Genomic DNA, 19,926 nt, shown 5'->3' with positions numbered 1-19,926 from the left:
GGTCGGCACCTCGGGCTGCCGATCGGCGCACGGGGTACCGGTCTCCGCCGGTGGTGCCGACCTATCGCGCTGCCCCCGAACGCGCCGCTGCTCCGTCGACGGGCCGGCCCGGGTCGGTCTGCGCGAGCCAGTCGACCAGGCCGCACACGACGTCCTTGCACCCACCGCAGCCCGTCGTCGCGCGCGTCGCCCGCGCGACGTCGTCGACGCTCCGGGCGCCGTCGTGCCAGCAGCCCACGACGTCGCCCTTGGTCACGCCGTTGCACGTGCACACGGTCGTGCGGTCGGGCATGAGCGTCGGGGACGACGCCGGAGCGGGCGCCTGTGCGACCGGGCGCAGCAGCAGGTGGGCCGGGTCGGCGGGCACGGGGACGCGGCGCGTGTACGTGGCGGTGAGGTCGGCGCCCACCTCGGGCGCACCGACGCACGTCGCGCCGACGAGCAGCCCGTCCGCGACGACGACCTCGACGTGCCGCCCCGACGCCGGGTCGCTCAGCGTCACGGACCGGTGCGTCGCGTCGGGCGCGCGACGCTCGCCGCACACGCCCATCGTCACGATCTCGAGCCCCGCCGCCTTGACCCGCACGACGTCGGTCCCGGCGGTCGCGCGCGTGCCGACCCCGGCGTCGGACGTCGGCGCGAGCGAGCGCGCGACGACGTCGGTCGCGAGCCGCAGCGCGACGCTCGGCCGGTCGGGGGCCGGTCCCCGGCGCGCGCGCTGCCGGTCCGGCGGGGCCCCTCGTGCGGCGCCCGGGCTCCCCGCGCCGTCGGCCCCGGCGGTGAGCCGCTCCGCGAGGTGCTGCGCGAGCCGGCGCGCCTGGTCCCACCCCTGGGCGATCAGCCCGGTGCCGCCCTCGGGCGGCTGGGCGCAGTCGCCGACCGCGAACACGCGCGGGTCGTCCGGGCTGGCGAGGTCCGGGCCGACGACGACCCCCCGGTCGACCGTGAGCCCTGCCGCCCGCGCGAGCCCGGCCTCGGGCACCGTGCCGCACGCGAGCACGACGAGGTCGGCGTCGAGGTCGAGGCGACGCACGCCGTCCGACGCTCCCCCGGCCGCGCCCGAGCAGTCCGCCGCGAGGTCGCGCGGGGCGCCGTCGGCCACCCGGAGCGTCACGCCCCGCACGGTGCCGCCGTCCACGACCACGCGCTCGGTCCGGGCCCGTGTCCAGGTGCGCACCCCGAGGCCGGCGAGACCGCGCGCGACGACGCCGCCTGCCGCGCGGTCGAGCTGACGGTCCATGACGCTCGCGCCGCCGTGCACGAGGCTCACGGCGACGCCGCGACGCGCGAGCCCGCACGCGACCTCGAGGCCGAGGACGCCCGCCCCCACGACGACGGCGTGCCGCGCGTCGAGCGACCCCGCGACGATCGCGCGCGCGTCGTCGAGCGTGCGCAGGACGTGCGCGCCGCGGGGCAGGCCGCCGGGCAGGCCGGTGAGGCCGGGCACGTCCGGGACGCGCGCGGCGGCGCCCGTCGCGAGCACGACGACGTCGTACGGGTAGGCGCCCTCGCCCGTGACGACGCGGCGGGCCGCCCGGTCGATCGCGAGGGCCTCGGTACCGCGCCGGACCGTCACGCGCGGGTCGTCCGTGGCGGGCAACGCGATCGCCGCGAGGTCGGCCCGGCCCGCGACGACCTCGCTGAGCAGCACGCGGTTGTACGGCTCGTGCTCCTCCGCGCCGAGCACGGTGACCTCGACGTCGGCGGACCCCCCGGGGATCCCGCACCGCGCCGCGAGGTCGCTCGCGAACCGCGACCCGACCATGCCGTGACCGACCACGACGACGCGCGTCATCCTGCGACCTCCTGGAGCGCGGGGGCGCGCCGCACGTCCACGGCGCAGACCTTGAACTCGGGCATCCCGGAGACGGGGTCGGTCGCGTCGGTCGTCACCCGGTTGACGCTGCTCTCGCCGCCCCAGTGGAACGGCATGAAGACGGTGTCCGGCCGGACGCGGTCCGTCCACCGCACGACCGCCTCGACGGCGCCGCGCGCGGTCGTGAGGCGCGCCCGGTCCCCGTCGTCGATGCCGAGGCGCGTGCCCAGGACCGGGTGGACCTCGACGAACGGCTCCGGGACGAGGCGGTCGAGCTCCGGCACGCGCCGTGTCTGCGCGCCCGACTGGTAGTGCTGGAGCACGCGGCCCGTGACGAGGTAGAGCGGCGCGTCGGGCCGGACGTCGTCGCTCGGGCCCGTGTGGTCGACCGCGACCAGGCGGGCACGTCCGTCCGGCGTCGCGAACCGGTCGAGGAACATCCGCGGGGTGCCCGGGTGGTCGGCGGACGGGACCGGCCAGTGCAGGCCCGGGCCGCCGTCCGCCTCGTCCGCGTCGAGGCGCGCGTGGCTGAGCCCCGCGTAGTCCGCGACGCCGCCCGCGGACGCGCGCGCGAGCTCGTCGAAGACGACGGCCGGGTCGGTCGGGAAGGCGACCGGCGACCCCAGCCGGCGTGCGAGCTCCGCGAGGATCCACAGCTCCGACCGCGCCCCGCCCGGCGCGTCGACCGCACGGCGACGTCGGATCACGCGTCCCTCGAGCGACGTCATGGTGCCCTCCTCCTCGGCCCACTGCGTCACGGGCAGCACGACGTCCGCGAGCAGCGCCGTCTCCGACGGCACGAGGTCGCACACCACGAGCAGGTCGAGCGCGCGCAGGTTGGCCGCTACCCGGTCCGCGTCCGGCGCGCTGACCACGACGTTCGACCCGTGCACGAGCAGCGCGCGCGGGCGCCCGTCCTCGGCGTAGGTCGTGGTCGCACCGCCCGGTCCGGGCCGCGCCCCGAGCGACCGCAGGAGCTCGACGGCGGGCATCCCGGGGCCGGGGAGCGTCGCCGGGTCGACACCCCACACCGCGGCGACGTGCGCGCGGGCCGCCGGGTCGTCGATCCTGCGGTACCCGGGGAGCTGGTCCGCCTTCTGCCCGTGCTCGCGCCCGCCCTGACCGTTCCCCTGGCCCGTGATCGCGCCGTACCCCGACCCCACCCGGCCGGGCAGGCCGAGCGCGAGGGCGAGGTCGATCGCCGCGGTCACGGTCGCCGTGCCCTGCGAGGACTGCTCGACGCCGCGGCCGGTGAGCACGTACGCGCCCGCGCCCCCGTGGGCGGGCGACGCCGCCGCGAGCAGCCGGGCGACGTGCCGCAGCCGTCCCGCCGGCACCCCGCACACCGTCTCCGCGCGCTCGGGCCACCACCCGGCGACGGAGCGGCGGACGTCGTCGAACCCGGTCGTGCGCGCGTCGAGGTAGGCCGTGTCCGCGAGCCCCTCGGCGACGACGACGTGCAGCAGCGCGAGCAGCACCACCAGGTCGGTCCCGGGGACCGGCTGCAGGTGCACCCCCTGCCCGACGGCGTCCCCCGCCTCCCCCGTGAGCGCCGCCGTCGCGCTGCGGCGCGGGTCGACGACGACGAGCCCGCCCCGCGCGCGCACGCCCGCGAGGTGCTGGACGGACGGCGGCATCGTCTCGGCGACGTTCGACCCGAGCAGCAGCACGGCGTCCGCGCCGCCGAGGTCCGCGAGCGGGAACGGGAGCCCGCGGTCGGCGCCGAACGCGCGGTTCGCCCCCGCCGCCGCGGACGCCATGCAGAACCGCCCGTTGTAGTCGATGTTCGCGGTCCGCAGCACCGTGCGCGCGAACTTCCCGAGCGCGTACGCCTTCTCGTTCGTCAGGCCGCCGCCGCCGAACACCGCGACCGCGTCGCGGCCGTGCGCGGCCTGGACCCGACCGATCCCGGCCGCGACCGCGTCGAGGGCCTCGTCCCACGAGGCGGGCCGGAGCTCGCCGTCGGGCCCGCGCAGGAGCGGGCTCGTGAGCCGGTCGGGCGCGCGCAGCACCGTCGCGCTCGTCCAGCCCTTCTGGCACAGCCCGCCGCGGTTGGTCGGGAAGTCGCGCGGGGCGACCGTGACCGGCAGCGGGCCGCGCGCGGGCGTGAGCGTCATGCCGCACTGGAGCGCGCAGTAGGGGCAGTGGGTGTCCACGCTCAGATCCCGGCCGCCGCGAGAGCCGAGCCCTTGCGCAGGTAGACCGCCCACGCGACGACCGCCATCACCGCGTACATCCCCACGAACGTCCACAGGGCGGGGACGAGCGATCCCGAGAGGCTCGTCGACGCGGCGAACCCGCGCGGGATGAGGAACCCTCCGAAGGCGCCGACGGCGCCCGCGATCCCGATGCACCCGGCCGCCGCCTGGCGGGCGCGGACCCGGGCCGCGGCGAGGGCTGCGGGGTCGCTCGCCGTCGTGCCGGCGAGGGCCCGGGCCGCGCTCGCCTGGAAGACGGCCGGGATCATCCGGTAGGTCGAGCCGTTCCCGACGCCCGTCGCGACGAACAGGACGAGGAACGACGCGAAGAAGAGGCCGAAGCTGTGCGTCTCCAGCGCCCGGATCGCGCCGACCGCACCCAGCGCCATGACCCCGTACGACGCGATCGTCACGCGCGCGCCGCCCAGCCGGTCCGCGACGATGCCGCCCAGCGGCCGGGACACCGAGCCGACCAGCGCGCCGAGGAACGCGATCGAGAGCGTGACCTCCGGGAACTGGCCCGCGAGGAGCGTCGGGAACGCGCCCGCGTAGCCGATGAACGACCCGAACGTCCCGATGTAGAGGAACGAGATGATCCACGTGTGCCGGTTCCGCGTCGCGACGGCGAACGACCGCGGGTCCGCCTTCGCGGTGGCGAGGTTGTCCATGAACCGCCAGGCGAGGAACGCCGCGAGCAGGATGAAGGGGATCATCATGAGGCCCGCGCGCTCGAGCGCGACGCCCGCCCCGGCGACGATGACGAGCGGCACCGCGAGCTGCACGACCGCCGTCCCCAGGTTGCCGCCCGCGGCGTTGAGACCCAGCGCCTTGCCCTTCTCCCGCTCCGGGTAGAAGAACGAGATGTTCGCCATCGAGGACGCGAAGTTGCCGCCGCCGAAGCCTGCGAGCGCGGCGACCGCCAGCATCACGCCGAACGACGTCCCCGGGTCCTGCACGACGACCGCGAGCGCCGCCGTCGGGAGCAGCAGGAGGAGCGCCGACACGACCGTCCAGTTGCGCCCGCCGAACAGGGGCACGGCGAACGTGTAGGGGATGCGCAGGGTCGCGCCGACGAGGCTGGGGACGGCGATGAGCCAGAACTGCTGGTCCACGGTGAAGGCGAACCCCGCGGCGGGGAGCTGCGGGACGACGATCGACCACAGCGCCCAGACCGCGAAGCCGAGGAACTCCGCGAGCACCGAGATCCCGAGGTTGCGGCTCGCGACCCGGCGGCCGCCGTCGCGCCAGAACGTCGGGTCCTCCGGGTCCCAGCGGTCGATCCAGCGCCCGGAGCGGCGGTGCGGCGTCCCGGGCGACGCCGGGGCGCGTCCTGGGGCGAGCGGCGTCGCGGGCGCGACGACGGACGGGCGTGCTGCGGACTGCTCACCCTCGTGGGTGGTGGGGCTCGTGGGCGCGGACATGGCGGCTCCTTCAGCAGGTCCCGGTCAGTGACCAGGACGCTAGGAACGCCGTGTTTCCCCCGCGCGCGAGCCCCGTTAAGCCCGTGTGAGGTCTTCCGCACACCCGCTCGGGGGCCGCTGTGAGCGGCTGCCCGCGCGGTCGTCGTCAGCCTTCGACGCCGGTCGCCTCGTGGGGCGAGCCCACCGGCTTGGACTCGGGCGACCCGCGCTCGCGCAGGTAGATCGCGAGCACGACCATGCTGAGGACGGCCAGCATCTCGGACTGCCAGTTCTGGAACGTGCGGCTCCAGAAGTCCGGCAGGGACAGGTACTCCGTCCACGGCACGGGGTCCTGGAGGTCGCGCATCTGCTCCTCGCTGAACGCGACCGCGCCCGCCGCCGACTGCGCGGCCCACGACCCGAGGAAGATCGCGCCCATGACGAGCGACAGGGAGCGCGAGTAGACGGCGAGACGCCAGCCGCGGGCGCGGGCCCACGCCGGGGAGTTCGCGGACGCGTGCTCGCCGACCTTCTGGTCCTCGTCGGACTCGCGGCCCGCCTGGTCGAGCTTCTTCGACTCGGGCGAGCCCCGCTGCACGAACCACACCGTCGCGGTGATGAAGAGGAGGAACTGCAGGTACTCGGACTGCCAGTTCTCCGTGACGTCGACCCAGAACGCCGACGACAGCACGTACTGGCCGAACGTCACGGGGTCGAGGCCCGCCGCCCGCTGGTCGGCGTTGAAGACGGCGACGCCGCTCACGGCCTGCGCGACGAGCGACGCGAGGAACGCGAGCGCGAAGAACAGGCTCAGCGAGCTCGCGCGCAGGCCGCCGAGGACGCCGCCCCTCCTGCGGCCGGCGCTCATCGGTGCACCGCCGCGAGCACGAACGTCACCGCGAGGCCCGCGGCGACGAGCACGAGCGTGGCCCAGAACATCAGCCGCGGGACCCTCATGCCTCCACCTCGCAGTCGTAGGGGCGGTCGTCGCGGGGCGTGCAGCCCGCCGCGGTGACCACCCATGCGTCGCCGGAGAGCGCGAGGAAGACGGTGTCGGTCGCCGTGACGACCTGCGCCTGGCGCCCCGCGACGTGCACGTCCTCGACGACGACGTCCGGTCCGGCCGCCGTCAGCCAGGAGAGCGGCCCGTCGGGCGCGGTGACCGCGTCCGCGCAGGGCTCGCCCTCGTCGGCCGCGAGCGCGTCCGCGGCGTCGGGCAGGATCAGGGCGCACGCGGCGTCGCCGTCGCCCGCGGCGAGCGCGGCCGCGAGGTCCTCGACGACGTCCTGCGCCTCCGCCGCGCCGGGTCCCGCGCATCCCGCGAGCGTGGCGGTCACGAGTGCGAGGGCCGCGAGCCCGGCGCCCGGACCCGTCCGTGAACCCCGACCAGCACTCCCGAGCACACGACCCTCCTGTGGCGACGCCGCGCCGACCGGATCGCCGACACTGTGCCTCATGCTCGCGGTTCTCCGTGCGCTCGCAAGCAGTGGCCCGGGCACGGTTCGGCACGGAGCGCGGCCGTTCGGCACCTCGAGGTGCCGAACGGCGCAGCATGTGCCGATGCGCGTCCTGCGTGCCGACGGGTGGGCTCAGCCCCAGACGAGACCGCGCGCCGGGTCCTCCAGGATGCGCGCGACGTCCGCCAGGACGCGCGCGCCGAGCTCGCCGTCGACGAGGCGGTGGTCGAAGCTCAGCGCGAGCTGCGTGACCCAGCGCTTGCGGATCTTGCCCTTGTGGACCCACGGCTGCTCTCGGATCGCGCCGAACGCGAGGATCGCGGCCTCCCCGGGGTTGAGGATGGGCGTCCCCGTGTCGATGCCGAACACCCCGACGTTCGTGATGGTGATCGTGCCGTCGGACATCGCGGACGGCGAGGTGCGCCCGGCCCGCGCCGTCGCGGTGAGATCCGCGATCTCCCCGGCGAGCCCGTGCAGGTCGAGGCGGTGCGCGTCCTTGATGTTCGGCACGACGAGCCCGCGCGGCGTCGCCGCCGCGATCCCCAGGTTCACGTAGTGCTTGTAGACGATCTCCTGCGCGGCGTCGTCCCAGCTCGCGTTGATCTCCGGGTGACGACGCACCGCGAGGAGCAGCGCCTTGGCGGTGACGAGCAGGGGCGTGACGCGCACGTCCGCGAACTCGCGGTCCTCCCGCAGCGTGCGGACGAGCTTCATGGTGCGCGTGACGTCGACCGTGTGGAACACCGTGACGTGCGGGGCGGTGAACGCGCTCGTGACCATCGCCTCGGCCGTGCGCTTGCGCACCGACTTCACGGGCACGCGCGTCTGACGGCCGTCGGACGTGACGGCGCCCGACGCGAGCCACGGCTGGTCGTCGTCCGCGTACGTCGCGAGCGGCTGCGCCTTCGCCTGCTCGTGGTAGGCCTGCACGTCCTCGCGCGTGACGATCCCGCCCGGTCCGGTGCCCGCGACGCTCGCGAGGTCGACACCCAGGTCCTTCGCGAGCTTGCGCACGGGCGGCTTGGCCAGCACCGGCAGGGCCGCGTGCCCGACGGCGGTCGGCGCGCTCGCCCGCGGGGCCGGGGTCGGTGCCGGGGCCGGGGGTGCAGGGCTCGCCGCCGGGGTCGCGCGGTCCGGGGTGGTCGGGGCGGGCTCGGCGGCGGTGGGCTCGGCCGTGCGGCGGCGGCGGCGGGCCGTGCCCGGCTCCACCGTGCCGTACCCGACGAGCACCGAACCGGAGCCCTCGCTCGCGGCGGACGTCGTGGCGTCGCCGGAGCCTGCGGCCGGCTGCGGCGCGGCGGCCGCGGCGGGCGTGTCCGCGCCGTCGGGCACGACGCCGGCCGGTGCGGTCGGCGCCGGGGCGGTGCCGCCCGGGTCCGTGTCCACGACGATGATCGGCACGCCGACCTCGACCGTCGTGCCCTCGGGCGTGAGGATCTCGGTGACGACGCCCGTGTACGGCGACGGCAGCTCGACGAGCGACTTCGCCGTCTCGATCTCGACGATCGTCTGGTTGACCGTCACGGTGTCACCGACGGCGACGTGCCAGTGCACGATCTCGGCCTCGGTGAGGCCCTCGCCCGCGTCGGGGAGGTTGAACTTCTCGAAGGTGGGCACTGCGTGGTCCTCCTGGTGGTCCCGGTCGGCGCTGTCGAGGTCGCGGCGGACGCGCGTCAGAACGCGAACGCGCGGTCGACGGCGTCGAGCACGCGGTCGAGGCTCGGCAGGTAGTCGTGCTCGATCTTCGCGACGGGGTACGGCGTGTGGAAACCGCCGACGCGCAGCACCGGCGCCTCGAGCGAGTAGAAGCACTCCTCGGTCACGCGGGCCGCGACCTCGGCGCCCGAGCCGAGGTAGGTCGGGGCCTCGTGCACGACGACGCAGCGTCCCGTCCGGCGGACGGACTCGACGACCGTCGTGGTGTCGAGCGGCGAGATGCTGCGCAGGTCCACGACCTCGATGCTGCGGCCCTCCTGCTCGGCCGCCGCGGCGACGCGGAGCGCGGTCGCGACGGTCGGCCCGTAGGCGACGAGCGTGAGGTCCGTGCCGGGGCGGACGACGCGCGCCCGGTCGAGCACGGTCGCGCCCTCGCCGCGTCCCGCGACGTCGACCGGCCCCTTCTCCCAGTAGCGGCCCTTGGGCTCGAAGAAGAGCACCGGGTCCGGCGAGGCGACGGCCTCCTGGATCATCGTGTACGCGTCCTGCGGCGTGGACGGCGACACGACGCGCAGGCCGGCCGTGTGCGCGAACAGCGCCTCGGGGCTCTCGCTGTGGTGCTCGACCGCACCGATCCCGCCGCCGTACGGCACGCGGATCACGACGGGCACCTGGAGCTTCCCGCCCGAGCGGTAGCCCATCTTCGCGAGCTGCGTCGTGATCTGGTCGTACGCCGGGAAGATGAACCCGTCGAACTGGATCTCGCACACCGGCCGGTAGCCGCGCAGCGCGAGACCGATCGCGGTGCCGAGGATGCCGGACTCCGCGAGCGGCGTGTCCACGACGCGGTCCTCGCCGAAGTCCTTCTGCAGGCCGTCGGTCACGCGGAAGACGCCGCCGAGCGCGCCGATGTCCTCGCCCATGAGCAGGACCTTGGGGTCGCTCTCCAGCGACCGGCGCAGCCCCTCGTTGATGGCGCGGGCCAGGGTCAGGGTCTTGCTGTCGCTCATCGCGCCACCTCCGCGGTCGGCTCCTCGAAGGACTGCTGGTAGTCGGCGAACCACGCCTTCTCGCGCTCGACCACGGCGTTCGGGGTCGCGTAGACGTGGTCGAACATGCTCGACGGGTCGGGCGCGGCGAGCGCGCGGACCTCGTCGCGGAGCCGCTCGCCCAGCGCGTCGGCCTCGGCGGCCAGGTCGGCGGCGAACGCGTCGTCCCACGCGTCCTCGGCGCGGAGCAGGTTCTCGAGCCGGTCGATCGGGTCCCGACGGCGCCAGTAGTCCTCCTGGGCGCGCGACCGGTACTTCGTCGGGTCGTCGGACGTCGTGTGCGCGCCCATGCGGTACGTGAACGCCTCGACGAACGTCGGGCCGCCGCCGGAGCGCGCGCGCTCGAGCGCCTCCGCTGTGACGGCGTAGCACGCGAGCACGTCGTTGCCGTCGACCCGGACGCTGGGGATGCCGAACCCGCCGCCGCGGCGGTAGAGCGGCACGCGGGTCTGCCGGGACGTCGGCTCCGAGATCGCCCACTGGTTGTTCTGGCAGAAGAAGACGACCGGCGCGTTGTTCACGGCCGCGAAGACGAGCGCCTCGTTGACGTCGCCCTGCGAGGTCGCGCCGTCGCCGAAGTACGTGACGACGGCCGCGTCGCGCTCCGGGTCGCCCGACCCGACGAGGCCGTCGCGCTGGACGCCCATGGCGTACCCCGTCGCGTGCAGCGCGTGCGACCCGATGACGAGCGTGTAGAGGTGCACGTTGTGCGCCGTCGGGTCCCACCCGCCGTGGTCCACGCCGCGGAAGAGGCGCAGGCGCGCCGTCGGGTCGATGCCGCGCACGTGCGAGACGCCGTGCTCGCGGTACGACGGGAAGACGTAGTCCTGGGGGGCGAGCGCGCGGCCCGAGCCGATCTGCGCGGCCTCCTGGCCCTTCGCCTGCGCGAACAGGCCGAGCTCGCCCTGGCGCTGGAGCGACGTCGCCTCGTCGTCGAAGCGGCGCGTGAGCACCATGTCGCGGTAGAGCCCGCGCAGCGCCGCGGCGTCGAGGTGGGCGACGCGCTCGCGGTAGGCGTCGGTCTCGGGGGTCGTGACGCGGGCGCCGGCCGGGGTCACGAGCTGGAGCAGGGGTGCGTCGTCGGGACCGCCCGCGACGTCGGGGAGGTCGGGGTGCGTGCTCGCAGCGTCCCGCACGCCGGTTCTCGCGTCGTTCTCGGTCACGCGACTCTCCTTCGGTGCGGCCCGGCCGTGCGGCCGGCCCGCTCGGGGGCAGGAGGCGCCCGGTGCGGGGCGCCGTCGGAACCTACGTCTCCGTAGCCTACGCAAGCGTAGGCTACGACCCCGTAGGTAGCGCCTCCGACGTGTCGCCCAACGTCCGTCACGACGGGCTGTAGAGAACCTCCAATCCCGACCGGCGCACCCCCGTCCCGCAGGGGGACGTCCCTACCGCGGGTAGACGCCGCCCGAGCGCAGCGCGTCGCGCTCGCGCAGGACCGGCCAGCGCGAGAACGCGAACACGAGGAACATGACGACGTTGAGGATCGGCACGAGGCCCACGAGCACCCACCAGCCGGAGTAGCCGGCCTTCTGGATGATCCGGACGTAGGCGATGAAGAAGATCACCGCCACCGCGATGTAGACGACCAGGGCCGCGCCCCCGAAGAGCCAGCCGTAGTCGTCGACGAACTGGTCGTACTCCTGGTTGTCCATGCCGCGAGTCTTCTCGCGTGACCCGCACCCGGCAACCGCGCCGCGGGCACCCGGCCGCTACGGCGTGCCGTCGTCGTCCGCGCCGACGAGCGCGCGAGCGACGTGCTGGGTCGAGGCGCCGAGCTCGAGGACGGTGTCGCACGCCTGCTCGACGCGCGGGTTGTGCGTCGCGACCACCACGGCGCGACCCTCGTCCGCGAGCTCGCGCAGGAGCCCGACGATCGCGTCGGCGTTCCCCTCGTCGAGCGCCCCGGTGGGCTCGTCCGCCAGGACGACGCGCGGACGCTTGAGGAGCAGCCGCGCCACGGCGACCCGCTGCTGCTCGCCGCCCGAGAGCTCGTAGACGGCAGCGCGCTCGTAGCCGCCGAGGCCCACGCGCTCGAGCACCTCCTCGCGCCGACGCGCCCGGTCCGCCCGCCGGACACCCCGGCCCACGAGGGCCACGTCGAGGTTCGTGGCGACCGTCGCGTTGTCGATGAGCGCGTAGTTCTGGAACAGGTACCCGAGCTCGTCGCGCCGGAACAGACGTCGCCCGTGCGGGCTCAGCGCGGTGACGTCGCGGCCGTCCACGAACAGCGTCCCCGCGTCCAGCCGGTCGAGCAGGCCCAGGCAGTTGAGCAGCGTCGTCTTCCCCGAGCCGCTCGACCCCACGAGCCCTGCCATCGAGCCTGCCTCCACGCTCAGCGTGAGTCCCGTCCAGACCGTCCGCGCCCCGTAGAACCTGGCCGCACCCACGACCTCGATCATCGCCATCCCCCTTCGTTCAGCTGTCACTGGATCGCGTCCGCAGGAGCCTGCGCTGGGCCACCGCGAGAGCGGTCACCAGCAGGGCGGACGACACGAGGCACACCGCCACCGCGACGAGCGGCTCCGCTCCCCCGAGCAGCCGCGGCGCGGACGCCGCGACGACGGCCCCGAGGGCCGGTGGCGTCCGCGGCGGGTTCGCCGCCACGTACGCGACGACCAGCACCGCCGAGGCGGCTTCGGCGAGGAACGCCGCGCGGTACCGCGCGGCGAACGACCACCCCGCGATGTAGCGGACGAACACGCTCTGCGCGTACCGGCGCGTGTACGCGCTCGACACCACGACCGCGGTGAGCAGCACGACGCCGGCGGCCGCCGCGATGTTCGCGAGCCCGAGCCGGAAGCTCCGGACGAGCTTCTGGTACTCCTCGGCCGCGGCGTCGGCGATCGGGGTGACCGACAGCACGTAGTCGCGGATGCCCGCCGCGCGGCTCTCCTCCAGCACGTAGGCCGGGTCGAGGAAGACCACGTCCCCCGTCGAGGTGTAGGCGCCGTACCCGTCGGCGCTGACGACCCCCGAGGACGGGTCGACGACGAGCACGACCGGGTCGTCCACGAGCGGCGACGCGCTCGGGTCCGCGGCGTTGCCGTAGTCGAAGAGCGTGCTGTCCTCGGCGAGCGGCGCGCCGCGCTCGACGGCGCAGGTCGCGCCGAAGTACTCCGCCCACGAGCCGACGGCGGCCGCGACGTCGTCCTGCTGGTCCGCCCGGAGCGTGGCGGGCGGGTGGATCGTGAGGCACGACCCCGGCGACGGGGCGAGCCGTGACCCGGTCGCGTCGCGGACGTCCTGCTCGGCGAGGTAGGACGGGCTCACGAGGAGGACCGGCTGGTCCTCGGGCGCGACCGTCACCGTGCCGAACGCCGAGACGGGCTGCTGCGCGGCGAGCACGGCCTCGCGGTCGTCGAGCGCCCGCACGACCAGCTCGCCCAGCCGCTGCGCGAACTCGCCCGCGCGGGCCTGGTCGTCACCGCCCACGCCCACGGAGGTCGCGTCGCCCGCGCTCTGCCAGGCGGAGCGGGCGGCCTGCTGGCCCGCGATGAGCTGCCCCGCGTGCACGGCGGAGAAGATCGACGCGACGAGGATGAGGAGGGCGCAGAGCCGCACGCCGAACGCCGCGGGGACCACCCAGGCCCCGACGGACTCGCCCTTGATCGCGGCCGCGAGCGGGACGCGCTGCGCGGCGGCCGCCGAGACGGCGTGGGCCGTCACGGTGACGAGCAGCAGCCCGGCGAGGACGGGGAGGGCCAGTCCGAGGAACGTCGTCAGCTGGGCGAACCCGTTGTAGGCGCCGAGGAGCACCACGCAGACGGCGGTGGCCACGCCCAGGTGGACGACGAGGCGCCGGCCGATCGGCGCGAGGTCGCGCCTCAGGATGCTGGAGAACGGCGCGCCCTGGAGCCGCTGGACCGCGTACGCCCGGGCGTTGAGGAGCGCACCGCACCCCGCGAGCAGCACGACGGCGACCGCCGCGATGGCGTAGCCCGCCGGGATCGGCGTGCCCGCGAGGTAGCGGTGCCACGAGATCAGCGTCGGGTACGAGTCGGCCGACGCCGTCACCCCGGCCTCCCGGAGCGCGGCGGCCAGCGACTGGGCCTCGGCCGTGCCGCACGAGAGCCCGTAGGAGCCCACCGGGCTCGTCGCCCCGAGCTCCGACCCCGGGTGCACCTGCGTCGTGACGCCCCGGCTGAAGTCGGCGACCCCGCGGTCGAGCCACCGCCCGCCCGGGTCGGCCGAGCCGTCACCGAGGACGAAGAGGTGCCGCGTCGAGACGTCGGTGAGGTCGAAGGTCACCTTCGCGACGGTGCAGTCGCGGGAGGTCGCGAAGGTCGCGATCGTCCCGTAGGCCTCGGCGCTCGACACGGTGGTGCCGAGGGAGTCGACGCGGAGCTGGGCGTCGAAGCCGCGGACCGCGAACTCGCTGTAGGCCTGCACCGTGAAGAAGGCGAGGAAGAGGCTGACGACCACCGCGAGGGCGTAGGCCAGGCTGAGGCTTCTGTTCGGCATGGAGGCTCCGCGCCGGACCGGGCAGGGGCGGCACGGCGCCGCCCCTGCCCTGCGTCCGTGCTACGCGCACTTGTGCCAGTAGGCGTGGTCCACGCGCATGGGCCAGTCCTTGGCGTGGACCTTCGCCCAGACCCCGGGCTTGATGTTGGTCACCCGGTAGAGCTTCCCGTTGTGCACGGACGCGCCGTGGCACTGGGTGTTGTGCAGGTAGTGCGAGTAGATCGCCCCCGCACTGGTCCCGTAGTTCCAGATCCCGCCGCCCACGAGCTGCGAGCCGGCGAACGCCGCCGCCGGCGTGAGAGTCAGGACCCCGGCGACCAGCGCCGTCGTCAGTACTCGACCCAACCTCATATCTCCCCCTTCGGATGTGATTGCTACGTAAAAGTAGCAATCTGGAAGCGTGAGAACAAGGGTTTCGGTCGATCCGAGAAAGTTCCGTTGCCGGAACGCAGGGTGCTGTCGGGGAAGGGCTACAGCCAGGTCGCGCTGACGCGCAGGAAGAGGTCGGTCGCCTCCGGCTCCCCCACGCTCACGCGCAGACCCTCGCCCACGAACGGGCGCACGATCGCGCCGGCGGCACGGGCCTCCTCGGCGCGCTGCGCCGTGCGCTCCCCCAGGTCGAACCACACGAAGTTCGCCTGCGACTCCGGCAGGGACCAGCCCTGGTCCCGCAGACCCTCCACGAGCCGCGTGCGGTCCGCCACGAGGTGCTCGACCCGCTGCAGGAGCTCGTCCCGCGCCCCGAGCGACGCGATGGCCGCCCGCTGCGCGACGTGCGAGACGCCGAACGGCGTCGACACGGCACGGACGCCGGCGGCGAGGCGCGGACGCGCGACGGCGTACCCGACGCGCAGACCGGCGAGGCCGTACGCCTTGGAGAACGTGCGCAGCAGCACGACGTTCGGGTGCTGCGCGTACACCGCCAGACCGTCGGGGGCCTCGGGGTCGCGCACGAACTCGAGGTACGCCTCGTCGAGCACCACGAGGACGTCGGACGGCACGGCCGCGAGGAACGTCTCGAGCTCGTCGCGGTGCACCGCCGGACCGGTCGGGTTGTTGGGCGTGCACACCATGACCACGCGCGTGCGCTCGGTGACCGCCGCGGCCATCGCGGGCAGGTCGAGGCGCCCGCGGTGCTCCCCGGACTGCAGCGGGACCTGCACCGACGTGCCGCCCGCGACCGCGACCGCGATCGGGTACGCCTCGAACGAGCGCCACGGGTACACGACCTCGTCGCCCGGCTCGACGACCGCCTGGAGGACGTGCGCGAGCACCGCGACCGAGCCGTTGCCCACGACGACCTCGTCGGCACCCACCCCGAGGTCCGCCGCGAGCGTCTCCGTGAGCTCGGTCGCGTACATGTCCGGGTAGCGGTTCGCGTCCGCCGCGGCGTCGGCGATCGCCGCCACGACCGACGGCAGCGGCGGGTACGGGTTCTCGTTCGAGGAGAGCTTGAACGCCGCCGCACCCGGGGCGACGCGCGCCCCCGGGACGTAGGCCGGCAGGGCGGCGACGGCAGGACGCAGGGGGACGCGGGGTTCGTGGGCCACGGTCCTCGATCATGCCACTCGTGCGCCGCACCCGTGGTGCGCCACGGGCCGCCGCCCGTGCCGGACGACCGCCCGGATGGCAGGATGCCGGGTATGAGCTTCGTCGTCCGCGTCCTCATCACCGGTCTCGCGATCTGGCTCACGAGCCTGTTCATGGACGAGCACTTCCAGATCGTCGGCTCCGACACGGCCGGCGGCAAGGTCGTGATCATCCTCGTCGTGGCGCTGCTCTACTCGCTCGTGAACGCGGTGATCAAGCCGATCGTGCAGGTCCTCTCGATCCCGCTCTACATCCTCACGCTGGGACTGTTCTCGCTCGTCGTCAACGCGCTCATGCTCATGCTCACCGCGTGGATCACCGAGCAGACGGACTGGGGCATCCGCATCATCGGCGGGTTCTGGTGGGCGCTGCTCGCGGCCCTGATCATCGCCGTGATCAACTTCCTCGTCTCGGCCGTCGTGCCCAAGGCCAAGGACCGCTGACCCGAGCGCCCCACGGCGCACGCCGCCACGCGCCCTCCCGACCGGTCCACCCGAGGACGGCGCCGGGCCGTCACCGCGCATCATCGTCGCCACCGCCCGTACCGGCGCCCCCGGGCGTGCCCGGCCCGCCCGTCGTCCCGGACCCGGCGGTGGTGGCGGACCCCGCCGTCCCGCCGGAACCTCCGGCCGCCCCGGACGTACCCGGCGTGCCGAGGGACGGGGTCGGCGTGCCGAGGGACGGGCCTGGGGCCGTCACGACGCCGTCCGGTGCCGGCCACGGGGGCCACGGCGGCCTCGGCACCGCGAGCTCGCCGATGCAGAACGTGCTCTCCGGGTCCGGGACGAGGCGCGCCTCGTAGACCTGCGGGTCCTCCGCCTCCCCGTCGAGCCAGTGCTCCACGTCGGCGAGGTGCTCCTCCAGGCCGCGGTCGCCCACCTCGACCGCGGCGTCGAGCACGTCCTGGTGGTACCCGACGGAGTGCGGCACGTCGAGCGGCGGCCCGCCGCCGGGCGCGAAGACCGTACCGGTCACCGTCACACGCTCGGGCGTCGCCGGGTTCGGTTTCCCGTCGAGGCCGGAGACCCCTTCCCCGCTGGTCTCGAGGTGCGTGGCGCGCACGCCGGGCGGGAGGCCGTGCCCGCCGACCGGCGACCCGGCGGTCACCACGTGGCGCACCTGGTAGGTCCCGACCGTCGCCGCCGCGATCGTCGCCGCGACCATGCCGCCCTGGCTGTGCCCGACGAGCACGACGTCGTCCTTCGGCTCGATGCCCGACCGGCCCATCGCGTCGAGCACCGCCCGCACGCTGTCCGCCCGCGCGCGCTGGGACTCGTCGTCGGACATGAGGTCGTAGTTGGACGTCATGTTCCACACCGTCCGCAGGTTGCCGGGCTGGGTTCCCGGGATCGCGACGACCCACGTGGGGGTGCCGTCGTCCTTGACGATGCGCTGGACGCTGAGCACCGAGTCCGTGCTCCCGAGCGCCGCCACGGCGCCGAGCGCGGACCGCGTGTCCGTGGGCGTCGGCAGGTCGTAGGGTGCCGCGTCGACCCTGCGCACCTCCGGGTCGGGCAGGAACCGCTTGCGCAACGGCTGGACGGACGCGCGCAGCACGGCCGCCGCGTTGCCGACCGTCGGCACGGCGTACCAGGGGCGGTCCGGGTCGAGCAGGCCGATCGTGCGGCCCAGCGCGCGGACGGTCGCGGGGTGCAGCGCCTCGCCCGTCGTGACGAGCCGACCGAGAGAGGGCCCTCCGTGCAGCAGGGACTGCGCGAGCCCGGCGAGGCCCTGCGCGACGATCATCCCCAGCCCGGCGGCGCCCGCCCCCGCCAGCCCGTAGTGCCGTCCCGCCGCGACCAGCGCGGTGTCGGACCACGCCGCGGCGGCCGCGGCGTCCGCGTCGTCGTACACCCGGACCGCCTGGTGCAGACGCGCGGCGAGCCGGCGGAGGCCCTGTTCCCGCTGCTCGGCGAGCAGGGCCGCCGCGTCGAGCTCGTCGAGGACGGCCGCGCGCGCGGCACGGACCTCCGCCGACCAGAGCGGCGGCGGCAGGTTCCCGCCTGGGGCTGTCCCGAGAAGGTGGGGCGGGGTGAGCCGACCGGCGAACGCCGTGGGCGTCGCCGTCGTGACCTCCACCCCGTGCCGCGCGTCCCGCAGCCCCACCGCCGCTCCCGCCAGGAGGTCCGCGCGCGCCGTGAGCGCCACGGCCTGCGCGACGACCGCCGCCGTCTCGATCACGGTCGGCTCCGTCCCGCCCCGGATCACGACGGACGGTGCGGGCCACGTCCCGCTCACGCGCCGCCCACCGCGGCGAGCTCCGTCCGGAGGCTCGCGACGTCCGTCTCTGCGAGCACGGTGAGGGCGTCCAGCCCTGCGAGGCAGCTCGCGAGCGTCTCGTCGAGCCGGAGCAGGGCCGACCGACCCTCCGCCGTCGCGTCGTCGTACGCGTGCCGTGCCTGCCCGGCCCACGGGAGGTCAGGGGTCTCCAGGGCGGCGCGGGCGCGCGCGGCGTCGTCGGTCGCCGTGAGGACCTGGTCGCGGGCGCGGGTGATCCCGAAGGGCGCGGCGAGGCACGGGGCTGGAGGCGGGGTCGGCATGGCGGCGACCGTACGGACCCCTGCCGACCGGCGGCGGGGACCGGTCGCACGCTGTGGACCGAACCCTCGCGGCCGGACGCTGGGGACGGCCACGGTCCCCGCGACGGCCCTGCTGCCCGGACTGCGGGCGCCACCGACCGCCGTCGGGCGCGCGTGGGAGAATCAGGGGCGTGCCCGAGAACCCTGCCGCAGCCGCCCCTGCCCGCGTGAGCCTCGCCGAGGTGACCCCGCCGATCGCGCTCGGCCCGCTCGACGGCCGCTACCGCGCCGCGGTCGCCCCGCTCGTCGACCACCTCAGCGAGGCCGCGCTCAACCGCGAGCGCATCCACGTCGAGGTCGAGTGGCTCATCACGCTCTGCAACGGCGTGCAGGCGGTCGACGAGAACGCCGTCCGCCCGGTCGTGCCCGGTGCGCCCCCGCTCTCCGAGGCCGAGGTCGCCTACCTGCGCCGCATCCCCGCGACGTTCGGGGGCGACGAGATCGCGGAGCTCGCGGAGATCGAGCGCGAGACGGTGCACGACGTCAAGGCGGTCGAGTACTTCGTCAAGCGCCGCCTCGCCGCGGCCCCCGACACCCTGGGCCCCGACACGGTGCTGCCCGGCGTCGGCGAGCTCGTGCACTTCGCGTGCACGAGCGAGGACGTCAACAACCTGTCGTACGCGCTCATGGTGCGCGGCGCCGTCGAGCAGGTGTGGCTGCCCGCCGCGACGGCGCTCGCCGACCAGCTCGCGGACATGGCGCGCGAGCACGCCGACGTGCCGATGCTCTCGCGCACGCACGGCCAGCCCGCGACGCCGACGACGCTGGGCAAGGAGCTCGCCGTCCTCGCGCACCGGCTGCGCCGCCAGCTCCGCCGCGTCGGCGCGGCCGAGTACCTGGGCAAGCTCAACGGCGCGACGGGCACCTACGGCGCGCACACCGTCGCCGTCCCGGGCGTCGACTGGCCGTCGGTCTCGAAGCACTTCGTCGAGGGCCTCGGGCTCACGTGGAACCCGCTGACGACGCAGATCGAGTCGCACGACTGGCAGGCCGAGCTGTACGCGGACGTCGCGCGGTTCAACCGGATCCTCCACAACCTCGCGACCGACGTGTGGACCTACATCTCGCTCGGGTTCTTCACGCAGATCCCCGTGCCCGGCGCGACCGGGTCGTCGACGATGCCGCACAAGGTCAACCCGATCCGGTTCGAGAACGCCGAGGCGAACCTCGAGATCTCGTCCGCGCTGCTCGACACGCTCGGCGCGACGCTCGTGACGTCGCGCCTCCAGCGCGACCTCACGGACTCGACGACGCAGCGCAACGTCGGCCCCGCGTTCGGCCACTCGCTCCTCGCGATCGACAACGTGCGCCGCGGCCTGAAGGCCCTCGCCGCGAACGCCGACCTCATGGCGGCGGACCTCGACGAGAACTGGGAGGTGCTCGGCGAGCCCATCCAGTCGGCCATGCGTGCGGCGTCGGTCGCGGGCGTCCCCGGCATGGAGAACCCGTACGAGCGCCTCAAGGACCTCACGCGCGGCCAGCGCGTCGACGCGGCGCGCCTGCGCGAGTTCGTCGCCGGCCTCGGCCTGCCCGCCGACGTCGCGCAGCGCCTCTCCGACCTCACCCCCGCGACGTACACGGGCCTGGCCTCCCGCCTGGTGACGACTTACCTGGACTGACAGACCGACGCCGAGCACGGGGTCGGGGGGGGGGGGGGGGGGGGGGGGGGGGGGGGGGGGGGGGGGGGGGGGGGGGGGGGGGGGGGGGGGGGGGGGGGGGG

The 19,926-nt window shown here is 75.1% G+C and carries 17 protein-coding genes; 2 read left to right on the top strand and 15 right to left on the bottom strand.

Annotated elements, in window-relative coordinates:
- Positions 1–61: 61 nt before the first annotated feature.
- The 13 genes from AC3WT4_RS18205 to hisC form a co-directional block, all read right to left on the bottom strand.
- A complete protein-coding gene (locus AC3WT4_RS18205; RefSeq protein ID WP_074804922.1) occupies positions 62–1,795 on the bottom strand; it encodes an FAD-dependent oxidoreductase in 1,734 nt (577 codons plus the stop codon).
- The gene (locus tag AC3WT4_RS18200) at positions 1,792–3,972 is read right to left on the bottom strand and encodes a molybdopterin oxidoreductase family protein (RefSeq protein ID WP_257417742.1); all 2,181 of its coding nucleotides are present in this window, start codon (positions 3,970–3,972) and stop codon (positions 1,792–1,794) included. Before AC3WT4_RS18200 ends, AC3WT4_RS18205 begins: the two co-directional genes overlap by 4 nt.
- A gap of 2 nt (positions 3,973–3,974) precedes the next feature.
- Complete coding sequence (locus AC3WT4_RS18195; protein WP_108050633.1) at positions 3,975–5,435, bottom strand: MFS transporter; 1,461 nt, start codon at positions 5,433–5,435, stop codon at positions 3,975–3,977.
- Positions 5,436–5,580: 145 nt separating this feature from the next.
- Positions 5,581–6,282 (bottom strand): DUF6766 family protein, encoded by a 702-nt coding sequence (locus tag AC3WT4_RS18190; RefSeq protein ID WP_108050635.1) that lies wholly within the window; start codon positions 6,280–6,282, stop codon positions 5,581–5,583.
- 85 nt (positions 6,283–6,367) lie between these two features.
- Complete coding sequence (locus AC3WT4_RS18185) at positions 6,368–6,751, bottom strand: hypothetical protein (protein WP_108050637.1); 384 nt, start codon at positions 6,749–6,751, stop codon at positions 6,368–6,370.
- Between the two features lie 252 nt (positions 6,752–7,003).
- Positions 7,004–8,488, bottom strand: a complete 1,485-nt coding sequence (locus AC3WT4_RS18180) for a dihydrolipoamide acetyltransferase family protein (RefSeq protein WP_492316136.1) — start codon at positions 8,486–8,488, stop codon at positions 7,004–7,006.
- 56 nt (positions 8,489–8,544) lie between these two features.
- Complete coding sequence (locus AC3WT4_RS18175) at positions 8,545–9,537, bottom strand: alpha-ketoacid dehydrogenase subunit beta (protein WP_108051620.1); 993 nt, start codon at positions 9,535–9,537, stop codon at positions 8,545–8,547.
- Positions 9,534–10,712, bottom strand: a complete 1,179-nt coding sequence (gene pdhA / locus AC3WT4_RS18170) for a pyruvate dehydrogenase (acetyl-transferring) E1 component subunit alpha (protein ID WP_222592387.1) — start codon at positions 10,710–10,712, stop codon at positions 9,534–9,536. Before pdhA ends, AC3WT4_RS18175 begins: the two co-directional genes overlap by 4 nt.
- Positions 10,713–10,961: 249 nt before the next feature.
- On the bottom strand, positions 10,962–11,228 hold the full coding sequence (locus AC3WT4_RS18165) for a DUF805 domain-containing protein (protein ID WP_021482356.1): 267 nt from the start codon (positions 11,226–11,228) through the stop codon (positions 10,962–10,964).
- Positions 11,229–11,285: 57 nt separating this feature from the next.
- Positions 11,286–11,975, bottom strand: a complete 690-nt coding sequence (locus AC3WT4_RS18160) for an ABC transporter ATP-binding protein (RefSeq protein WP_074805744.1) — start codon at positions 11,973–11,975, stop codon at positions 11,286–11,288.
- A gap of 16 nt (positions 11,976–11,991) precedes the next feature.
- Positions 11,992–14,037: a hypothetical protein gene (locus AC3WT4_RS18155; protein WP_146177796.1), complete on the bottom strand. Its 2,046-nt coding sequence runs from the start codon at positions 14,035–14,037 to the stop codon at positions 11,992–11,994.
- Positions 14,038–14,097: 60 nt separating this feature from the next.
- Positions 14,098–14,388, bottom strand: a complete 291-nt coding sequence (locus tag AC3WT4_RS18150) for a lactococcin 972 family bacteriocin (protein WP_108051626.1) — start codon at positions 14,386–14,388, stop codon at positions 14,098–14,100.
- Positions 14,389–14,507: 119 nt separating this feature from the next.
- Complete coding sequence (gene hisC, locus AC3WT4_RS18145) at positions 14,508–15,587, bottom strand: histidinol-phosphate transaminase (protein ID WP_108051628.1); 1,080 nt, start codon at positions 15,585–15,587, stop codon at positions 14,508–14,510.
- Positions 15,588–15,680: 93 nt separating this feature from the next.
- Here hisC and AC3WT4_RS18140 point away from each other — a divergent pair, with 93 nt between their 5' ends.
- Complete coding sequence (locus AC3WT4_RS18140; protein ID WP_074804898.1) at positions 15,681–16,070, top strand: phage holin family protein; 390 nt, start codon at positions 15,681–15,683, stop codon at positions 16,068–16,070.
- Positions 16,071–16,140: 70 nt separating this feature from the next.
- On the opposite strand, the gene AC3WT4_RS18135 is transcribed toward AC3WT4_RS18140, so the two are convergent.
- Both AC3WT4_RS18135 and AC3WT4_RS18130 read right to left on the bottom strand, forming a co-directional pair.
- A complete protein-coding gene (locus AC3WT4_RS18135) occupies positions 16,141–17,808 on the bottom strand; it encodes a PGAP1-like alpha/beta domain-containing protein (protein WP_492316135.1) in 1,668 nt (555 codons plus the stop codon).
- A gap of 53 nt (positions 17,809–17,861) precedes the next feature.
- Positions 17,862–18,167, bottom strand: coding sequence for a hypothetical protein (locus AC3WT4_RS18130; RefSeq protein ID WP_074804894.1), 306 nt, complete (start codon positions 18,165–18,167; stop codon positions 17,862–17,864).
- 161 nt (positions 18,168–18,328) lie between these two features.
- Here AC3WT4_RS18130 and purB point away from each other — a divergent pair, with 161 nt between their 5' ends.
- Positions 18,329–19,825 carry an adenylosuccinate lyase gene (gene purB / locus AC3WT4_RS18125; RefSeq protein WP_492316158.1) on the top strand — a complete coding sequence of 499 codons (1,497 nt, stop codon included), beginning with the start codon at positions 18,329–18,331 and terminating at the stop codon, positions 19,823–19,825.
- Positions 19,826–19,926: the final 101 nt, after the last annotated feature.

It is taken from the genome of Cellulosimicrobium sp. EB106-03-01-XG111 (genome assembly GCF_058792115.1).
Note: the sequence above shows the minus strand (reverse complement) of the source record. Positions and strands in the feature narration are given on the sequence as shown.